Origin of the sequence: Nocardioides aestuarii (assembly GCF_039527245.1) — a bacterium.
GTDB lineage: Bacteria > Actinomycetota > Actinomycetes > Propionibacteriales > Nocardioidaceae > Nocardioides > Nocardioides aestuarii.
This window is the reverse complement of the sequence record NZ_BAAAJT010000002.1, coordinates 2,297,605-2,316,591: the sequence shown is the minus strand read 5'-3', so window position 1 is coordinate 2,316,591 and position 18,987 is coordinate 2,297,605. Positions and strand designations below refer to the sequence as shown.

The 18,987-nt window shown below is 72.9% G+C and carries 18 protein-coding genes and 1 riboswitch; of the genes, 2 read left to right on the top strand and 16 right to left on the bottom strand.

The annotated features are described in order from the left end of the window. Positions 1-3: 3 nt before the first annotated feature. From folK to dacB, 9 genes are all read right to left on the bottom strand, one after another. A complete protein-coding gene (gene folK / locus ABD091_RS11700) occupies positions 4-570 on the bottom strand; it encodes a 2-amino-4-hydroxy-6-hydroxymethyldihydropteridine diphosphokinase (RefSeq protein ID WP_343918584.1) in 567 nt (188 codons plus the stop codon). Then, positions 567-947, bottom strand: coding sequence for a dihydroneopterin aldolase (gene folB / locus ABD091_RS11695; protein ID WP_343918582.1), 381 nt, complete (start codon positions 945-947; stop codon positions 567-569). The genes folK and folB overlap by 4 nt, the downstream gene beginning before the upstream one ends. After that, positions 944-1,774, bottom strand: a complete 831-nt coding sequence (gene folP, locus ABD091_RS11690) for a dihydropteroate synthase (protein WP_343918580.1) — start codon at positions 1,772-1,774, stop codon at positions 944-946. The genes folB and folP overlap by 4 nt, the downstream gene beginning before the upstream one ends. Continuing rightward, the gene (gene folE, locus ABD091_RS11685) at positions 1,774-2,349 is read right to left on the bottom strand and encodes a GTP cyclohydrolase I FolE (RefSeq protein ID WP_425571493.1); all 576 of its coding nucleotides are present in this window, start codon (positions 2,347-2,349) and stop codon (positions 1,774-1,776) included. Before folE ends, folP begins: the two co-directional genes overlap by 1 nt. A gap of 49 nt (positions 2,350-2,398) precedes the next feature. Continuing rightward, complete coding sequence (ftsH, locus tag ABD091_RS11680; RefSeq protein ID WP_343918578.1) at positions 2,399-4,462, bottom strand: ATP-dependent zinc metalloprotease FtsH; 2,064 nt, start codon at positions 4,460-4,462, stop codon at positions 2,399-2,401. A 69-nt stretch (positions 4,463-4,531) separates the two neighbouring features. After that, a complete protein-coding gene (hpt, locus tag ABD091_RS11675; RefSeq protein WP_343918576.1) occupies positions 4,532-5,083 on the bottom strand; it encodes a hypoxanthine phosphoribosyltransferase in 552 nt (183 codons plus the stop codon). Between the two features lie 67 nt (positions 5,084-5,150). Continuing rightward, complete coding sequence (gene tilS, locus ABD091_RS11670; RefSeq protein WP_343918574.1) at positions 5,151-6,146, bottom strand: tRNA lysidine(34) synthetase TilS; 996 nt, start codon at positions 6,144-6,146, stop codon at positions 5,151-5,153. A 4-nt stretch (positions 6,147-6,150) separates the two neighbouring features. Beyond that, positions 6,151-7,170 (bottom strand): zinc-dependent metalloprotease, encoded by a 1,020-nt coding sequence (locus tag ABD091_RS11665; protein ID WP_343918572.1) that lies wholly within the window; start codon positions 7,168-7,170, stop codon positions 6,151-6,153. A gap of 30 nt (positions 7,171-7,200) precedes the next feature. Continuing rightward, positions 7,201-8,691, bottom strand: coding sequence for a D-alanyl-D-alanine carboxypeptidase/D-alanyl-D-alanine endopeptidase (dacB, locus tag ABD091_RS11660; RefSeq protein WP_343918570.1), 1,491 nt, complete (start codon positions 8,689-8,691; stop codon positions 7,201-7,203). Positions 8,692-8,782: 91 nt separating this feature from the next. Here dacB and ABD091_RS11655 point away from each other — a divergent pair, with 91 nt between their 5' ends. Beyond that, a complete protein-coding gene (locus ABD091_RS11655) occupies positions 8,783-9,277 on the top strand; it encodes an inorganic diphosphatase (protein ID WP_343918568.1) in 495 nt (164 codons plus the stop codon). Between the two features lie 105 nt (positions 9,278-9,382). Here ABD091_RS11655 and ABD091_RS11650 read toward each other — a convergent pair whose 3' ends face one another. The 7 genes from ABD091_RS11650 to ABD091_RS11620 form a co-directional block, all read right to left on the bottom strand. Further along, a complete protein-coding gene (locus tag ABD091_RS11650) occupies positions 9,383-10,051 on the bottom strand; it encodes a class I SAM-dependent methyltransferase (protein WP_343918566.1) in 669 nt (222 codons plus the stop codon). Further along, positions 10,051-12,027 (bottom strand): acyl-CoA dehydrogenase family protein, encoded by a 1,977-nt coding sequence (locus tag ABD091_RS11645; RefSeq protein WP_343918564.1) that lies wholly within the window; start codon positions 12,025-12,027, stop codon positions 10,051-10,053. Before ABD091_RS11645 ends, ABD091_RS11650 begins: the two co-directional genes overlap by 1 nt. 34 nt (positions 12,028-12,061) lie before the next feature. Then, on the bottom strand, positions 12,062-13,372 hold the full coding sequence (locus tag ABD091_RS11640) for a C40 family peptidase (RefSeq protein WP_343918562.1): 1,311 nt from the start codon (positions 13,370-13,372) through the stop codon (positions 12,062-12,064). A gap of 248 nt (positions 13,373-13,620) precedes the next feature. Further along, on the bottom strand, positions 13,621-14,679 hold the full coding sequence (locus tag ABD091_RS11635) for a phosphatase PAP2 family protein (RefSeq protein ID WP_343918560.1): 1,059 nt from the start codon (positions 14,677-14,679) through the stop codon (positions 13,621-13,623). A gap of 9 nt (positions 14,680-14,688) precedes the next feature. Further along, entirely contained in the window at positions 14,689-15,675 is a 987-nt protein-coding gene (locus ABD091_RS11630) for an ABC transporter ATP-binding protein (protein WP_343918558.1), read from the bottom strand. Between the two features lies 1 nt (position 15,676). Then, the gene (locus ABD091_RS11625) at positions 15,677-17,302 is read right to left on the bottom strand and encodes an ABC transporter permease (RefSeq protein ID WP_343918556.1); all 1,626 of its coding nucleotides are present in this window, start codon (positions 17,300-17,302) and stop codon (positions 15,677-15,679) included. A gap of 8 nt (positions 17,303-17,310) precedes the next feature. Continuing rightward, complete coding sequence (locus ABD091_RS11620) at positions 17,311-18,384, bottom strand: thiamine ABC transporter substrate-binding protein (RefSeq protein ID WP_343918554.1); 1,074 nt, start codon at positions 18,382-18,384, stop codon at positions 17,311-17,313. Next, positions 18,374-18,480: riboswitch (TPP riboswitch) on the bottom strand. (Overlaps the previous gene by 11 nt.) Before the next feature lie 18 nt (positions 18,481-18,498). Between ABD091_RS11620 and ABD091_RS11615 the strand changes: the two genes are divergently transcribed. After that, complete coding sequence (locus ABD091_RS11615; protein ID WP_343918552.1) at positions 18,499-18,963, top strand: GNAT family N-acetyltransferase; 465 nt, start codon at positions 18,499-18,501, stop codon at positions 18,961-18,963. Positions 18,964-18,987: the final 24 nt, after the last annotated feature.

The following is an 18,987-nucleotide window of genomic DNA, read 5'->3' as shown; positions in this document are numbered from 1 at the left end:
GGGTCAGGGGATCTCGAGCTCGAGGTCGTCGCGCAGCGCGATGATCGTGGTGTCGACCTGCTCGAGCAGCTCGGCGACGGGTCCGGCGTCGGGCAGCTCGGCCTCGGGCTCGAGGTCGTGCCACGGCTTGAGGACGAAGGCGCGCTGGTGGGCGCGCGGGTGGGGCAGCACCAGCTCGTCGTGGCTGCGGCGGTCGCCGACCACGATGAGGTCGATGTCGAGGGTGCGCGGGGCGTTGCGGACCTCGCTGCGCTCGCGGTCGAAGGCGTCCTCGACGGCCAGTGCCCGGTCGAGCAAACGGTGGGCGGCGAGCGTGGTGTCGAGCAGCAGCACCGCGTTGAGGTAGTTCTCCGACCCCTCGGGGGCGTCGACCGGCTCGGTCTCGTAGACCGGGGACACGGAGGTGACCCACACGTCGGGGGTGTCGGCGATCGCGTTGACCGCGCCCTGGAGCGAGGTCATCCGGTCGCCCAGGTTGGATCCCAGGGCGAGGACCACGCGGCGGATGGGCCGCATCTCCCCGGTGAGGGTGTCGGCATCGATGATGTTCGGGTTGGGCGTCTCGGTCACGGGTGTTCCTTCGCGTCTCTCCGGATCGACAGTGCCACGTCGTTGAACGGTGCCTCGATGGGTGCCTCGGGCTTGTGCACGGTCACCTGCACCCATTCAACACGACGGCCCGAGAGGCACACCCGGGCGACCCTGTCGGCCAGGGTCTCCACGAGGTCGACCGGGTCCGTCTCGACCGCGGTCTTCACCTGAGCGACGAGGGTCCCGTAGTCGACGGTGTTGTTCAAGTCGTCGGTCTCGGCCGCGAGCCGGGTGTCGAGGCCGAGCGTCAGGTCGATGACGAAGCGCTGGCCGTCGCGGCGCTCGTGGTCGAACACCCCGTGGTGGGCGAAGCACTCGATGCCGGTGATGGACAGCTCGTCGGTCGTCGGGGTCATTGCTCCTCCTCGGTCAGCCGTGCCAGCACGCGCAGCGCGTCGCGGCTCGCGCGCACCTCGTGGACCCGCACGCACCACACGCCGCGCTCGGCCAGCAGCAGGGTCAGGGCGGTCGACGCGGCCTCGCGGTCGTCGACGGGGCGCGGGCTGCCGTCGGGCCCGGCGAGCAGGCTGCCGAGGAACGACTTGCGACTGCCGCCGACGAGCACGCGCAGCCCCAGCCCGGCGATCTCCTCGAGGCCGGCGACGAGCGCCCAGTTGTGGGCCGCGGTCTTGGCGAAGCCCAGCCCGGGGTCGAGGACGAGCCGCTCGTCGGGGATCCCCGCCGCCCGGGCGGCCGCCACGCGGTCGGCGAGCTCGCCGCGGACGGTGGCGACCACCCCGCCCGTCTCGTCGTACGACGCCAGCTGCTGCATCCGGTCGGCGTGGGCGCGCCAGTGCATCGCGACATAGGTCGCGTCGGTGGCGGCGACGACGTCGAGGATCGCGGGGTCGGCGAGTCCGCCGGAGACGTCGTTGACGATCCGGGCACCGGCGTCGAGCGCGGCGCGCGCGACCTCGGCCCGCATGGTGTCGACCGAGACGACCGCGTCGCGCGAGAGCGCCTCGATGACGGGGACGACGCGCGCCAGCTCCTCCTCGAGCAGCGGCCGCGTCGCGCCGGGGCGGGTCGACTCGCCTCCCACGTCGAGCACGTCGGCGCCGTCGGCGAGCAGCTGGCGGCCGTGGGCGATCGCGGCAGCCGGGTCGACGTAGCGGCCACCGTCGGAGAACGAGTCGGGGGTGACGTTGACGATCCCCATCAGCAGCGGGGTCGCCGTTCCCATCACGGCCTCCGGGAGTTGATGAGCGACAGCGCTTCGGCACGCGTGGCCGGGTCGCGCAGCTGGCCGCGCATGGCGGAGGTGATGGTGCGGGCGCCGGCCTTGCGGACGCCGCGCATCGTCATGCAGAGGTGCTCGGCCTCGATGACGACGATGACCCCGCGGGCGTCGAGGATCTCCATCAGCGCCTCGGCGACCTGGGTCGTGAGCCGCTCCTGGACCTGGGGCCGCTTGGCGTAGAGGTCGACGAGGCGGGCGAGCTTGGAGAGCCCGGTGATCTTGCCACTCGCCGCCGGGATGTAGCCGACGTGGGCGACACCGGTGAACGGCACCAGGTGGTGCTCGCACATCGACCACAGCTCGATGTCGCGGACCAGCACCATCTCGTCGTGGCCGAGGTCGAAGGTGGTGGTGAGGACCTCCTCGGGCCGCATCCGCATGCCGGCGGTGAGCTCGGCGTAGGCGCGCGCCACGCGGGCCGGCGTCTCACGGAGCCCCTCGCGGTCGGGATCCTCACCGATGGCGGCGAGCAGCTCGCGCACGGCGGCCTCGGCGCGGGCGTGGTCGAACTCCGGGATGTCCGCGAGCGACCGCTCGGGGTTGGCGATGGGATCGGTCACGCCGGGCTCAGCTCGTGGGCGCCGGCGGCTCGGGGGGCGGAGGCGTCCCGGCGTCCGGCGAACCGCCGTGGAGGTCACCACCCGTGCCTGGCGGCGTGATCACCACGCCGGCCTCCTCGGCGGGCGGGGTGCCGTTGGCCCGCACGCGGTCGCGGATCTCCTGGGGGACCTCGATCGGCGGGATCGACGACGGGCTGCGGTCGGGCGAGCCGGTCCACGCCGGCCGCACGGGGCGGATCCGCAGCGCGGAGAAGATCTCGGCGACCTCCTGCTTGTCGAGGGTCTCCCGGTCGAGCAGGGCCAGCACCAGCGAGTCGAGGACGTCGCGGTTGTCCTCGAGGATGTCGAAGGCCTCCTGGTGGGCGGTGGCCACGAACTTCTTGACCTCCTCGTCGACCTTGGCGGCGACGTCCTCGGAGTAGTCGCGCTGGTGACCGATGTCGCGGCCGAGGAACGGCTCACCGTTGCCCTCACCCAGCTTGACGGCCCCGAGCACCTCGGTCATGCCGTACTGGGTGACCATCGCCCGGGCCAGGTTCGTCGCCTTCTCGATGTCGTTCCCGGCACCGGTGGTGGGGTCGTGGAAGACCATCTCCTCCGCCGCCCGGCCACCCATCATGTAGGCGAGCTTGTTGAGCAGCTCGCTGCGGGTCTGGGAGTACTTGTCCTCGTCGGGCAGCACCATCGTGTAGCCCAGCGCCCGGCCGCGCGGGAGGATCGTGACCTTGTGGACCGGGTCGCTGCCGGGCAGCGCCGCGGCGACCAGCGCGTGGCCGCCCTCGTGGTAGGCCGTGACGAGCTTCTCCTTCTCGCTCATCAGGCGCGTACGCCGCTGCGGCCCGGCGATCACGCGGTCGATCGCCTCGTCGAGGGCGTCGTTGTCGATCAGCTTGCCGCCGGCGCGCGCGGTCAGCAGCGCGGCCTCGTTGAGGACGTTGGCGAGATCGGCGCCTGTGAAGCCCGGCGTACGGCGCGCGACGCCCTTCAGGTCGATGTCGGGCGCCATCGGCTTGCCGCGGGAGTGGACCTGGAGGATCTGGTGGCGGCCGGACAGGTCGGGGGCGTCGACCTGGATCTGGCGGTCGAAGCGGCCGGGGCGCAGCAGGGCGGGGTCGAGCACGTCGGGCCGGTTGGTGGCCGCGATCAGGATGACGCCGCCGCGGACGTCGAAGCCGTCCATCTCGACGAGCAGCTGGTTGAGGGTCTGCTCGCGCTCGTCGTGGCCTCCGCCCATGCCGGCACCGCGGTGGCGGCCGACGGCGTCGATCTCGTCGATGAAGACGATGGCGGGCGCGTTCTCCTTGGCCTGCTCGAAGAGGTCGCGGACGCGGCTGGCGCCCACGCCGACGAACATCTCGACGAAGTCGGAGCCGGAGATGGAGTAGAAGGGGACGCCTGCCTCACCGGCGACGGCGCGGGCCAGCAGCGTCTTGCCGGTGCCCGGCGGGCCGTAGAGCAGCACGCCCTTGGGGATCTTGGCCCCGACGGCCTGGAACTTCGCGGGCTCGGAGAGGAACTCCTTGATCTCGCCGAGCTCCTCGATGGCCTCCTCGCAGCCGGCCACGTCGCCGAAGGTCGTCTTCGGCATGTCCTTGGTGATCATCTTCGCCTTGGACTTCGCGAACTGCATGACGCCGCGGCCGCCGCCGCCCTGCATGCTGTTCATGAGCCACAGGAAGACCAGCACGATGATGACGAAGGGGAGGAACGTCGCGAGGATCGAGCCGAGCAGCGACGGCTTGGCGATCTCGGTCGAGTAGCTCTCGATGTCGCCGGACTGGATCTGGTCCTCGACCGCCTGCTCGATCTCGGCCTGGGTGTCGGTGAGCCAGTAGGTCATCACCTTGTTGCCGCCGTCGCGCTCGACGTCGTCGTCGAGGGTCGCCTCGATCACCTGGTCACCGTCGATGAACTTGATCGTCGCGACGTCGCCGTTCTCGATGTACTCGATCATGCGGGACGTGCTCACCTCCTCGTACTCACCCGTCGGGACGAGGTACTGGAGGGCGAGCAGGACGCCGGTCACGGCGAGGACGCCGATGACCCAACGGTTCAGGAGGATCCGCTTCACAACTTCTCTTCGGTTCAGCTGGGGATGGGAGGGACCATTCTCGCAGGTATGGCCAATCGGCCACCCTGCTCAGGAGTAGACGTGCGGCGCGAGGGTGCCGATGTCGCGCAGGTTGCGGTACTTCTCGTCGAAGTCGAGCCCGTAGCCGACCACGAACTCGTTGGGGATGTCCCAGCCGACGTACTTGACGTCGACCGGCATCTGGAGCGCCTCCGGCTTGCGCAGCAGGGTGCAGATCGCCACGCTCGCGGGACCGCGGGAGGCGAGGTTGGAGGTCAGCCACGACAGCGTCAGGCCGGTGTCGATGATCTCGTCGACGATGACCACGTGGCGGCCGCTGATGTCGGTGTCGAGGTCCTTGAGGATCCGGACGACACCGCTGGACTTGGTGCCGGAGCCGTAGGAGGACACCGCCATCCAGTCCATCTCGAGGTGGCGGGTGAAGCTGCGGGCGAGGTCGGCCATCACCATCACCGCGCCGCGCAGGATGCCGACGATGAGCAGGTCCTCGCCCTCGTAGTCGCGCTCGATGTCGCGGGCGAGCTCGGCCAGCCTCGCCTGGATCTGCTCCTCGGTGTAGAGGACGTTGACGAGGTCGGACTCCACGTGGGACGCATCCATGGCCGCAGCCTAGGACGTGTGCCTCGCCCGGGCAGCAGTTGGCCTCGGGAAACCGGTCGGCGCGCGGTCACACGGTGCCGGGCGCGCGGACGAAGGCGAGCCGCCCGTCCCGGCGTACGGCGCGCACGTGGCCCGGGAGGTCGACGCCGACCTGGCCGCGCCAGTCACCGACCAGCGCGTCGACGGAGCGCAGGTGGCCGTGGGTGAGGTCAGCCGGCAGCGCCCCGGCGCCGAGCGCGGCGAGCCGGAGCACCCGCAGCCGGATCGCGTCGGAGAGCTGCTCGAGCTCGGACACGGCGAGGCCGTCGGCTCCGTCGAGCCGCGCGTGGGCCGCTGCGGCCTGCCGGTCGAGCTCCGCGACGTCCGCCTGGAGCTGGGTCGCGGTGCGCGCCAGCGCTCGTGCGACCCCCGGGCCGAGCTCGCGCTCGAGCACCGGCATCACCGCGTGGCGGACCCGGCTCCGGGTGTAGGCCGGGTCCGTGTTGTGGGGGTCGTCCCAGACCTGGATCCCCTCCGCCGCGCAGGCGGCGACGGTCTCGGCGCGGGTGACCTCGAGCAGCGGCCGGCGGAAGACGTCGAACGCCGTGCGCATGCCGGCGATGGAGCGGCCGCCACTGCCGCGCGCCAGGCCGAGCAGCACGGTCTCGGCCTGGTCGTCGAGGGTGTGGCCGAGCAGCACGACCGAGGCGGAGAAGTGCTGGGCGACCTCCTCCAGGACGGCGTAGCGGGCCTCGCGGGCGGCCGCCTCCGGCCCCTGACCCCCGCCCTCGACGTGCACACGCGCCGAGAGCGTCTCGTCGACGCCGAGCGCCGCCATCTGCGCCACGACCTGCGTGGCGTGCTCCGCGGACCCCGGCTGGAGGCCGTGGTCGACGGTGACCCCGACCGTGCGCACGCCGCTGCCGCGCAGCTCGAAGACGGTCGCGACGAGCAGGGCGAGCGAGTCGGCGCCGCCGCTGCACGCGACCAGGACCGGCCCGGCCGTGCGACCGTCGAGGACGTCGGCGAGAGCGCGGCGTACGGCGAGACGGACGGCGGCGACGGCGGGGTCGGGACCGGCCACGGACCTAGAGGACCCGCGAGACCCAGGCGGACGGGTCGGAGATCTCGGCCTTGGACGGCAGGTTCTCGGGCCGCTCCCAGACCGCGTTGAAGTCGGCCATGCCGACCTTGTCGACGACGCCGCGGACGAACTGGGCGCCGTCGCGGTACTGCGCCATCTTCACGTCGAGGCCGAGCGCCTTGCGCAGCACCCGGTCAAGCAGGCCGACGCCCTTGCGCCGCTGGTCGAACTTGCCGCGGATCTTCTCCACGCTGGGGATGACGGTGGGGCCGACGCCGTCCATCACCACGTCGGCGTGGCCCTCGAGCAGCGACATCACGCCGGTGACCCGGTCGAGCACCTCGCGCTGGGCGGGGCTGCTGACGACGTCGAGGATGCTGCCGCTGCCCCGGACCGCCTCCACCAGGCGGTCGATCCCACCCTCGAGCGCGGCCCCGGGGTCGACGGTCTCGGCGAGCGCGTCGATCTCGGACTTGAGGTGGTCACGCATCCACGGCACGGCGGTGAACTGCACCCGGTGGGTCTCCTCGTGGAGGCACACCCAGAGTCGGAAGTCGGTCGGGTCGACCTCGAGCTCGCGCTCGACGTGGACGATGTTGGGCGCCACCAGCAGCAGCCGTCCCGACGGCTCGTGGAACGGGTCGAACTGGCCGAGCACCTTGCCGGCGAGGAAGCCCAGCAGCAGCCCGACCTCGCCGCCGGTGACGCGGGAGCCGACCGCCGCGGTCAGCCCGGTCGGCGCCCCCTTCTTCTCCTGGAGCTTGGCCACGACCGGCTCGAGCATGATCGAGAACGCCTCGGCGTTGGCGCGCACCCAGCCCGGCCGGTCGACGACGAGCACGGGGGCGGTGCGCTCGGCGGCGGCGAGGCCGGTGAACTCGCGGACCAGCCCGGTCGAGCGGTCCGCACCGTCGCGCAGCTCGGCGACCGCGGCGGCAGCCACGTCCGGTGGCACCACCGGACCGGGGCCGGCCAGGCGCCCGCCCACGGTCACGGCCAGCTCCCAGTCGACCATCTCGCTCATACCCGGACCCTAGCCCGCGGCCCCGCACGATCAGCGGGAGCAGCGGCAGGCGGCGATCTCGGCGGCGACCTCGTCGAGCGCCTGCTCGGCGTCCTCGGTCTTGAGGTACTTGATGCGGTCGGCGGCGAGCACGAAGGCGAGGGGGGTGCCGCGCTGGTCGACGGCGACCCCGGCGAGCGACCGGACGCCGGTGAGCGACCCGGTCTTGGCCCGCACCCGGCCGACCGCCGCCTCGGGGCCGGTGTCGAAGCGGAGGGCCAGCGACCCGGTGAACCCCGCCACGGGCAGCCCGGTGAGCACCGCCCGCAGCTCGGGGCGGTCGGGGTCGCCCGCGGCGCGCAGCACGCCGAGGAGGGTCTCGGCCGCGAGCAGGTTGTCGCGGGCGAGGCCGCTCCCGTCGTGGATCCTGACTCCGCGGAGGGGGACCCCGAGGTCGTCGAGGGTGCGGCGTACGCCGGCGGCCCCGCCCGTGAAGGACGCCTCCCCCTCGACCGCGGCGCCCACGTGGTGGGCGAGCACCTCGGCGCCCTCGTTGTCGCTGACCTCCAGCACGTGCTCGACCACCTGCGACAGCGGCGGGCTCTCGACGGCGGCGACCTCCTCGGCCGCGCGGGGAGCGCGGCGGGCGGTGACGGGACCGGCGACCGGCACCCCGGCCTCCCGCAGCGCCGCCGCGAACACGTCCGCAGCCGCGGCCGCCGGGTCGTCGAACCGGTAGGTGTGGTCGGGCGAGAGGCCCTCGTCGACCCAGAGCGCGGTGATCGGGCTGACGATGTCGTCGGGCACGTAGTCGGCGCGCCAGTGGCTGCTGGCCGACGGTCCGGTGAAGAGCGTCGCGTCGTAGGAGAGCCGGACCGGCTTCACCTTCTTCCTCCCGCCCTGCGCCTTCCCGCCCTGCGCGAGCGCCTCGGCCGTCCGGCGCGCCAGCGTCGCCAGGTCGGGGACGCCGGCGGACGCCTCGTCGGGGGTGCGTTCGAGGGTGGGGTCTCCCCCACCGACCAGCGTCAGCGCGCGGCCCCTCGCCACGACCGTCGTCTCGAAGCGGTGGTCGGGGCCGAGCGCCTCGAGTGCCGCGAGGCTGGTCGCCAGCTTCATCGTCGAGGCCGGCGTGAAGGTCGACCGGGTCGCGGTGTCCTCGGTGTAGGCGGGGGCGTTGCGCCGCTCGAGGTCGGCGACGGCGACGTGCACCGAGCGGCCGAGGTCGGGGTCGGCGAGACCCCGCGCGAGCGCGCGGCGTACGGCGGCGGGACGCATCGTGCCCCCGGACGCCGCCGCGGCGACCGGCTCCGGCTCCGGCAGTCCCGGCGCCTCGACGCCCTCGGGAGGGGGTACGGCGGCCGGTTCGGTGACCGGGTCGGGCTGCTCGGCGGTCAGGTAGCGGTCGACGAGGTCGTCGAGGGTGCCCGTCCGCCACGCGACAGCGGCACCACCGGCGAGCGCCAGCACGAGCACGACGGCCACCAGCCAGCCGACGCGGCCGCCCCTGCCGTCGCGCGAGTGGCGTCGGTCACCTCGTCCCACCCTGACCCCTTCCCCGATGCGCGTTCGCCGCTATTGTGCGCGACACTGGTCCGGGCCCGGACGGGCCGGGTCTGCGTGAGGAGGAGCAACGGTGCTCGAGTTCGATGTGCTGGTCGAGATCCCCAAGGGGGAGCGCAACAAGTACGAGGTCGACCACGAGAGCGGACGCATCCGCCTCGACCGGATGCTCTTCACCTCGACCGCCTACCCCGCCGACTACGGGTTCATCGAGAACACCCTCGGCCAGGACGGCGACCCGCTCGACGCGATGGTCATCCTCCAGCAGCCCACCTTCCCCGGCTGCCTCATCTCCTGCCGCGCGATCGGCATGTTCCGCATGACCGACGAGGCCGGCGGCGACGACAAGGTCCTCTGCGTCCCGACGCTCGACCCGCGCCTCGAGCACCTGCGCGACATCAACCACGTCTCCAAGTTCGACCGCCTCGAGATCCAGCACTTCTTCGAGGTCTACAAGGACCTCGAGCCCGGGAAGTCCGTCGAGGGCGCCGACTGGGTCGGCCGCGACGCGGCCGAGGCCGAGGTCCGGGCCTCCTTCCAGCGGTTCCAGGACAACGGCGGCCACTGAGGTCCCACGGGGGTGGCGATTTCCCCGGATATCCGGGGAACCAGTCATTTCGCGTGACTGGATCACTCCGGAACCGCACGACTCGCCCGGGAAGTCGGTCCCGCCTCAGGCCCTGACGCCGCGGAACCAGCCGAGCGCGCCGGTCACCCGTACCGACACCTGCTCCAGCCCGGCCTCGGCCAGCCACCGGCGTACGTCGCCGGCGGAGCCGGACGGGCCGATCAGGTTCGCCGCCCGCCCGACCCGGCGCAGCGGCTCGTGGCGCCAGCCCGTGCCGTCGAGCACGGCCGACCCGCTGAGCACACCGCCGGGTCGGAGCACCCGCCCCATCTCCAGCACCGCCGCGCGCGGGTCGGGGAAGCAGTGGAGGCCGGTGAACGACACCACGAGGTCGTAGGAGGCCTCGTCGAACGGCAGCGCCGCGACGTCGCACTCCACCGTCGTCACCTGGTCGCCGACGCCGCGTGCGTCGGCCGCCTCGCGGGTCCGGTCGAGCATCCGCGGCGAGAGGTCCGCGGCGACGTAGGCCACGCCCTGGCCGGGCCGCAGCCCGCGCAGCGCCACGCCGCCGCCGCAGGGCACGTCGAGGACGCCCGAGCCCGCCGGGAGCCGGCCGATCTCGTCGGCCGCCTCGTGGAGCAGCCGCAGGTCGCTGCCGGTGCCCGCCCGCCAGAGCGCGCCCCCGACGACCGGGTGCTCGACGATCCAGTCGTAGGCCGTCCCCCAGAGCGGGTCGGCGTCCCAGCCGCCCAGCAGCCGCCCCGCGAGCCCCATCAGCCGAGCAGCTCGGGCGAGCGGAGCATCTCGCGCGGGACCCCGAACGCGTCGACGAGGTCGACGGCGAGGGGACGGACCTTGCGGCACAGGCCGTTGACCTCACGGCTGATCGCCTTGGAGCGGGTGACCGACAGCCGCCCGTGCTCGATCCACCAGGCCCGGTCGGCCTCGATCGTCGACAGCGCGAAGAGGTCGGACAGCAGCGACAGCGCGACCTTCTGGTCGCCGTCCGGGAGCCCCGCGAGCTTGTCGAGGAAGGCGTCGAGGACCAGCCGCTCGACGTGGGCGTTGGCGGCGGCGATCACGTGGTCCTGGACCCGGGAGAACACCTCGCCGGCGTTCATGCCCTGGTCGATGCCGCGCTTGAGCCGGCGTGCGACGCCGGCGAGCATGTGCTCCTCACGGAAGCGGAACATCATCCGCTGGTAGTCCGGGTCGAGCAGCCCGGCCTCCTGGTCCCACTCGTCACCGCCGGGCAGGACGTCCCTCACCCGCTCGATCAGCTTGTGGACGGCCGTCTTCTCGATGACCGTCTCGACCGCGAGGCCCGCGACGAACCGGACCGTGCCGAACTGGTCCATGTCCTCGAACTCGCCGGCGTAGTCGGTGAGCAGGCCCTTCGCGACCAGCTGGAGCAGGACCGTGTTGTCGCCCTCGAAGGTGGTGAAGACGTCCGTGTCGGCCTTGAGCGCGGCAAACCGGTTGGCCGCGCGGTAGCCCTGGCCACCGCAGGCCTCGCGGCACTCCTGGATCGTGCGGGTCGCGTGCCACGTCCCGAGGGCCTTGGTCCCGGCTGCGCGCGACTCCAGTCGTCGTCGCGACTCCTCCCCGGCCTCGAGGCCCGAGAAGACCTGGTGGAGCTCGTCGGCGACGACCTCCTGGGCGAAGTGGAGCGCGTAGGTGCGCGCGAGCAGCGGCAGCAGCCGGCGCTGGTGCTGGCCGTAGTCGAGGAGCAGGTCCTCCTCCGGCGGGTTCGTGGCCTCGAACTGGCGCCGCCGGTCGGCGTACCTCACCGCGATCGCGAGCGCGACCTTCGCCGCGTTGATGCCGGCGCCGCCGACGCAGACCCGCCCCTGCACGAGGGTGCCGAGCATGGTGAAGAAGCGCCGGTTGGGGTTCTCGATCGAGCTCTCGTAGACGCCGTCCTCGGTCACGTCGGCGAAGCGGTTGAGCAGGTTCTCGCGCGGGACGCGGACACCGTCGAAGGTGATCCGGCCGTTGTCGACGCCGTTGAGCCCCATCTTGAGCCCGTCGTCCTCGATGGTGATGCCGGGCAGGACGTCGCCGTCGCGTCGCAGCGGCACGACGAAGCAGTGGACGCCGTGGCGCTCGCCGCCGACCTCGAGCTGGGCGAAGACGGCGCCGAGCTCGGCGTGACGGGCGGCGTTGCCGATCCAGTCCTTGCGCGCCTCGGGCGTGGTCGTGGTGAGGACGAACTCGGCCGTCTCCGCGTCGTACGTCGCCACGGTGCCGAGCGCCTGGACGTTGGAGCCGTGGCCGACCTCGGTCATCGCGAAGCAGCCCATGGTCCGCCCCGAGATCAGGTCGCGCAGGTAGGCGTCGTGATGGCGCCGCGTGCCGAGCTGGAGGATCGCGCCACCGAAGAGGCCGAACTGGACACCGACCTTCACCAGCACCGAGAGGTCGCCGAAGGCGAGGGTCTCGAAGGCCGCGACGCTGGCGCCGATGTCGCCGCCGCCGCCGTACTCCGAGGGGAACCCCATCCCGGTCTGGCCGGTCGCGGCCATCTCCACGACGAGGTCGCGGACGCGGTCGCGGAAGTCGTCGGTCGGCATCTGCTCGGCGTCCTCGAGCACGGCGTCGTAGGTGACGAGGTTGGTCCGCACGAGCTCGCGGACGTCGCGGTAGCGACCGTCGAGCAGCTCGAGCAACGACCCGACGTCGACCGTCGGCTGCTGATAGCCGGTCTCGGTCGCGGGGGCGCTGGCCGGGGAGCTCGTGTCGGTCGCCATGACACGAATCTACTGGCCGGTAGCCAACCTGTCCTCAGGGTCGCGCGTAGAAGTTCGGCGTCGTCCAGTAGTACATCGACTCCTGCACGACCGGCCGGCCGGTGCGCGGGGCGTGGATGATCTGGCCGCCACCGATGTAGAGCGCGACGTGGTAGATCGACGACGGGCTGCTCGAGGATCCCCAGAAGACGAGGTCGCCGGCCTGGAGCGAGCCGGCCGAGATCGGGCTCGACTGCTCGTACTGGGCGACGGAGTAGTGGGGCAGGCTCGTCCCGCCTGCGCCCCAGGCACCCATCGTGAGGCCGGAGCAGTCCCACGCGTCGGGCCCGGCGGCGCCCCACCGGTAGGGCTCGCCGAGCTGGGCCTTCGCGAACGAGACCGCCGCGGAGGCGCCGCCGGAGGGGGCGGGGGGCGGCGGCGGGGCGCTCGGCTGCGACGGCGTGCTGGGGGTGGTGGGGGTGGTGGGGGTGGTGGGCGTCGACGGGGCGCTCGGCTGCGTGGCCGGCTCCTGCGAGTCCTCGGCCTCCTCCTCAGCCGCCTGCTCGTCCGCGGCCTGCTGGGCGGCGGCCTCGGCGGCGGCCGCGGCCTCCTGGGCGGCCTGCTCCTCCAGTGCTGCCTGCCGCTGCTCGGCGAGCTCGATGCTGGTGTCCTGGAGCGCGGCGAGCTCGGCGATCAGACCGTCCTTGCGCCGGGCGACCTGCTGGGCCTGGGCGGCGGCGGAGTCCGCGGCCGCTGCGGCCGCGTCGCGCGCCTCCCGTGCCTCGACCTGGGCCGCGGAGGCGTCGGCCTCGGCCTCGTCGGCCTGGTCGCTGGCGACCTGGGCGAGCGTCGCCGCGGCACGGAACCCGTCGTACCTGCTGTCGAGGGCCGACTCGGCCGCCCGCATGGTCGTGGCCTGCTCCACGACGGTGGTGATCCCGTCGGCCTGCACGATCGACGACATCGCCGTGAGGCTGGGGGCGAGCTGATAGCTGGTGACCAGCGCGTCGGCGTACGCCGCCTGCTGCTCGTCGACATCGGTGCCGGCGATCGTGACCCGCTGGGCGGCGGCACGCGCCGCCTGCCGGGTCTGCCGGGCGCGGTAGCGGGCGCCGTTCCACTCCTCGGCCGCGCGGGCGGCGGCCGCGGCCGACTCCTGCAGCCGCGCGTTGGCGGCGGCGAGCTCGGCCTGGACGGCGGCGACGTCGCGCTCGGCGGCGTCCGCGGCGTCCCGGGCGTCGCGCACCTGCTGGCGGGTGGGCGTGCCGCCACCGGGTTCGGCGGCGGCGGGCCCGGCGACCGGGGGGATCGCCAGGACCGCTGCCAGTGCCAGAACCGCGGCCCGAGCCGTTCCTCCTGCACGCACGACGAGGCCTCCTGGGGGGTCGACTTGGTCCGTCGTCGACCGGCACGCTAGTGCGATTTCGTCCCAATGGGAACAAAAACCTCAGAAATCACGTGCGCCCCCGGCGTGTCGCCTTGCGAACTACACCCGTGTAGTTCTCACGGATCGGCCGAGTCGCGGGTTTGTGACGTGCCAGTCGCGCGCCTGTGACACCCCTGGCGGCCCACGTCCGCGACTCGACGGTCACGAACGCGCGACTCGACCTCGGGTCAGCCCTTGGTGGCGTCGACGGGGACCGCGGAGGTGGTGGTGGTCGGGTGGGAGGCGAGCCCGTGGCGTTCGAAGACCTGTCCACTCGCTCTGCCGCCGAGGTAGAAGGCGAGCAGGGCGATGAGGATGCCGGCGACGTCGTCGGCGACGTAGTGCCAGCCGAAGTAGAGCGTCGCGACGATGGTGACGGCGAAGTTGAGCCAGAAGACCCAGTGCACGATGCGGGAGTTGATCGTGTACTGCACCATCAGCGCGACGAGGAGCGTGATGGCCGTGTGGAGGCTGGCGAAGCCGGCCGTCGACTGCACGGCTCCCTCGACCCCCTCGATCATCACGCGGGCGCGCGCGTTCGACAACGAGTCCATCAACGCCGAGGTCGGCGTGCCCGCGTCGACCACCGGCTCGTAGACCCAGGCCACGAAGAAGCCGGGGCCGAGGGTGGGCAGCATGTAGTAGGAGAGCGTGCCGAGGCTCCAGGCGATGCACTGCGACGTCACGAACCAGTAGCCGTAGGAGATGTTGCGCGACCAGATCAGCCACGCCGTCAGCGCGATGGGCACCAGCGGCAGGAACCAGAGGTAGATGTAGGACAGGAAGTGGGCCGAGACCCCGGTCCCGAGCAGGTCCTGCATCACCCGGCCCGGCTCGTTGCCGAGGAAGATCGCCTTGTCGATCAGGTGGAGCTCGTAGTCGTACTTCTTGTCGCCCATGACGAAGGGCAGGAACGACTTGAGGTTCCGGTAGCTGACGTAGGTGATGTAGAAGCAGACCAGCCCCATCACCACGAGCGTCAGCCGCTCACGGGTCCAGTGGGTGCGCACGCGCTGGCGGACGATGTCCTTCCACATCGAGGGGTTGCCGCGGGAGTACCAGAGCGTCCGCGGGAGGACGTCGGCCAGGAAGGCACCGAGCAGCAGCAGCGGCAGCCGGACCCAGGCCGGCCCGAGGAAGCCCTCGGGGTCGGCCAGCTTCTTGTCGAGCGAGATCGCCGTGACGACCGCGAGCCCGCCCATGACGACGGCGCACCCCACGAGCAGGGCATAGGCACGGCGATACACCCCGACAGTCTAGGGGCGTCCCACCACCGCCAGCCGGGTGTGGTCCACGTGCAGCCCTACCTCGTCGCCGGCTCCGGCGTGGGCGTCCAGGGAGGCGACCGCGTCGAGGTCGCCGACGCCGTCGACGTGCACCCGCAGCCGGACCTGGTCGGGGGTGGCGCGGGCCTCCCGGACCCGCGCGCGCAGCGGGCCGTCGGGGTCGAGGGTCAGGGCCGAGCGCCGCAGGGCCACCACGTCGGCGGCCGGCAGCCCGGCCTCCGCCAGCAGCCGTACGGCGCGGGCGCCGTCGAGCACGGTCGCATAGCCGAGGAACAGGGCGGTCTGGGCGTCCGCGGGCGCCCGCCACACCTCACCGAGGTCGCCGTCCTGCACGATCCGGCCGCGGCGCATGACCGCGATCCGGTCGGCCACGGCGAAGGCCTCCTCGTGGTCGTGGGTGACCAGCAGTGCGGTCGTGCCCGCCTCCCGCAGGATCCGCTGCAGGTCGCCGGCGAGCCGCTCACGCAGCCCGGCGTCGAGCGCCGACAGCGGCTCGTCGAGCAGCAGCAGCCGCGGCTCGACCGCGAGGGAACGCGCCAGCGCGACCCGCTGCCGCTCGCCGCCGGAGAGCGTCGCCGGCATCCGGTCGGCGTGGTCCGGGAGGCCCACGAGGTCGAGCAGCTCGGCCACCCGGCGGTCCGTGCCGGGCGCCCGCCGCAGCCGCAGGGCGTAGCCGACGTTGCGGCCGACGGTGAGGTGGTCGAAGAGCTGGCCGTCCTGGAAGACCAGGGCGAAGCCCCGCTTGTGGGTCGGCACCCCCGCGAGGTCGGCGCCGTCCCAGCGCAGCGCACCGGCGGCGAGCGGCTCGATCCCGGCCACCGCGCGCAGCAGCGTCGACTTGCCGCAGCCGGAGGGGCCGAGCACCGCGGTCACCGAACCGTCGGGCACGGCCAGGGTCGCGTCGGACACGATCCGCTCACCCTCGAGGTCGACCGAGACGTCGGCGAGCTCCAGCACGTCAGAAGGCTCCCACGCTCGTGACCCGGAGCCGCTCGACGGCCAGCACGACGACCGCCGTCGTGGCGGCGAGCACGACCGACGCCGCCAGGGCCATGCCGTAGTTGAGCTCGCCCGGGTGTCCCAGCAGCCGGAAGATCACCAGCGGCATCGTCGGGAAGTCCTCGCGGGCCAGGAACGACGTCGCTCCGAACTCCCCCAGCGACACCGCGAACGCGAACCCGCTCGCCGCCAGCACCGGTCGCCACAGGACGGGGAGGTCGACCGTCGCGAGGGTGCGCAGGGCCCCCGCGCCGAGCGAGGCCGCGGCCTGGCGCTGCCGGTCGTCGATGCCGGCCAGCACGGGCACCAGCGTGCGGACGACCAGGGGCAGCGCCACCAGCGCCTGCGCGATCGGCACCAGGAGCGGGCTGTCCCGCAGGTCGAACGGAGGCCGGTCGAGGGTGATGAGGAAGCCGAAGCCGAGGGTGACGGCGGAGACGCCGAGGGGCAGCATGAAGAGACCGTCGAGCAGCCGCCGGGTCCGCCGCTCGGCCCGGCTCCGTGAGCGCCGGGTCACGACCACGGCGACCAGCAGCCCCGTCAGCAGCGCCATCCAGGTCGCGTCGACGGCGGTGCGCAGCGAGTTGAGCAGCGCGGCGGTCACGCTGACCTGGAGCGCGTCACGCTGACCGGTGGTCGAAAGCGCCGTGTAGTTCTCGAGCCCCCACGCGCCGTCGACCCGGAGCGAGCCCACCAGCAGGGCCAGCACCGGGGCGGCGATCGCCGCGAGCAGCAGCAGCGTGACCGCGACCGGCACCACGTCGGACCGGCGGAGACGGTGCGGCGTCGCCGGGCGGCGTACGACGGGGGTGGAGCGGGTGCGGCCGGCCACCAGCAGCAGGGCGAGCACCACCACGAGCTGGAGCACCGAGAGCGCGGCGGCGCCCGGGAGGTCGAAGACCTGGACCGTCAACAGGTAGATCTCGGTCTCGACGGTGGCGTAGCGGCTCCCGCCCAGGGTCAGGACGATGCCGAAGGCGGTGGCGCAGAAGAGGAAGACCACCGTCGCCGCGGAGACGACCGCCGGGCGCAGCTGCGGCCACGTGACCGTGCGGAACACCTGCACCGGGCTCGCCCCGAGCGTCGCCGCGGCGTGGCCGGGCCGGTCGTCGAGCTGCTCCCACGCGCCGCCCACGACCCGGATCACGACAGCGACGTTGAAGAAGACGAGGCCGAGGACGATCGCCGTCGCACTGCCGTCGAGGCCCAGGAAGCCGAGCGGGCCGCCGGCCCCGAGCAGCTGCCGGAAGGCGACGCCGACGACGACGGTCGGCAGCACGAACGGCACCAGCAGCGCCGAGCGCACCCCTCGCCGCAGCGGCAGCGCCGTCCGGTGGAGGACGTACGCCGCCGGCAGGCCCAGCCCCACCGACCCGACCGTGCCCGCCGCCGCCGACCACAGGGTGAAGGCGAGCACGCGCAGGGTGCGGTCGCGGGTCAGGACCTCCCAGACCTGGTCGGGCGCGAACTCGCCGTCGGGCCAGAAGCCGCGCGCCACCATGCCGCTCACCGGCACGACGAAGAACAGCCCGAGCACCGCCACCGGGACGGCGGCCAGCGCAGCGAGGGCGAGCAGCCGCCTCACGGGCGCGGTCACCGGGTGGTGAGGTCCCGCCACTGCTCGAGCCAGTCGTCACGGTGAGCCGCGATGTCGGCCGGGTCGAGCGTGAAGGGGTCGTCGGGCTGCTCGGCGTACTTCTCCCAGTCGGGCGGGAGGGCGACGCCCTCGCGCACGGGGAAGACGTACATCGAGTCGGGCAGGGCCGCCTGCACGTCCTCGGACAGCAGCCACTCGACGACGGCGGCGCCGCCCTCGGGGTTGTCGGCACCCTCGAGGACGCCGGCGTACTCGACCTGGCGGAAGCAGGTGTCGAGGAGGGCCGCCGTCGTCGACGCGCCGCCGCCCTTCGGCACGGTGAACGCCGGCGAGGAGTCGTAGGAGAGCACCACCGGCCGGTCTCCGTCGCCGCCCCCGCCGGTGAAGTCGGTGAAGTAGGCGTCGCTCCAGCCGTCGACGACGCGGGTGCCGTTGCCGAGCAGCCGGTCCCAGTAGGACGGCCAGTCGTCGCCGTACTCGGCGACCGTGGCGAGCAGGAAGGCGAGCCCCGGCGAGCTCGAGAGGGCCGAGGGCGTGACGAAGAGGTCACGGTAGGCGGGGTCGGCGAGGTCCTCGAGCGTCGCCGGCGGGTCGAGGTCGCGCTCCTCGAACCACGTCGTGTCGACGTTGACGCAGACGTTGCCGGTGTCGACGGGCACCATCCGGGCGCCGTCGTCGCCGGGCACCGTGTAGTCCCCGGCACCGGCGGGCACCTCGAGGTCGGTGGTCGCGAACACGCCCTCGTCGAGCGCGCGGGAGGCGAAGGTGTTGTCGACGCCGAAGGCGACGTCACCCGTCGGGTTGTCGGCCGTGACGGCGAGCTTGGTGGTGAGGGTGCCGGCGTCGCCGGCCGCCCGGACCTCGAGGTCGATGCCCGACTCGGCCTCGAACTCCTTCACGAGCTTCTTCGGCAGCGAGAACGACTCGTGGGTGACGAGCACGACCCGACCGCCGGCGTCACCGCCGGTCGCCGCCGACGGCTCCTCCTCGGTGGCGGTCAGGCTGCAGGCCGACAGGGTCGCTGCGAGCAGGACGACGGTCCAGGCAGCAGGAACGGGACGACGCTTCATGGTGACTCCCTACGCCGGTCTCAACCGGATCAGGTTCGGAGGGTCTGCGGCGGATCCGCACTCTCAGCCCGCGACCGGGCTCCCCTGTCTGTACGCCGCCAGCCTACGCCGCGCGTGGCTGCTTGGATGGGCCGGGTGACCGGTCCGAGCACCCGCACCCTGACCTTCGACCAGCTCGATCCCGCGACGGCGTACGCCGTCTGGCGGCTCCGGCAGGACGTCTTCGTGGTCGAGCAGGACTGTCCCTACCCCGACCTCGACGGACGCGACGACGAGCCCGGCACCCGCCACGTCCTCCTCGAGGACGACGGGGCGCTGCTCGGCTACGCGCGGGTCCTCGACGACGACGAGGTGTGGCGGGTCGGACGGGTCGTGCTCGCCCGTCCGGCTCGGGGGCAGGGACTCGCCGACGTGGTGCTGCAGGCCGCGCTGGAGGCCTGCCCGGGCCGCGACGTGGTGCTCGACGCCCAGTCGCCCCTGGCCGCCTGGTACGGCGGCCACGGCTTCGCCGTCGACGGCGCGGAGTTCCTCGAGGACGGCATCCCGCACCTGCCGATGCGGCGAAGTAACAAGATGTAACAACTTGTTAACGCCCGCGAGTGA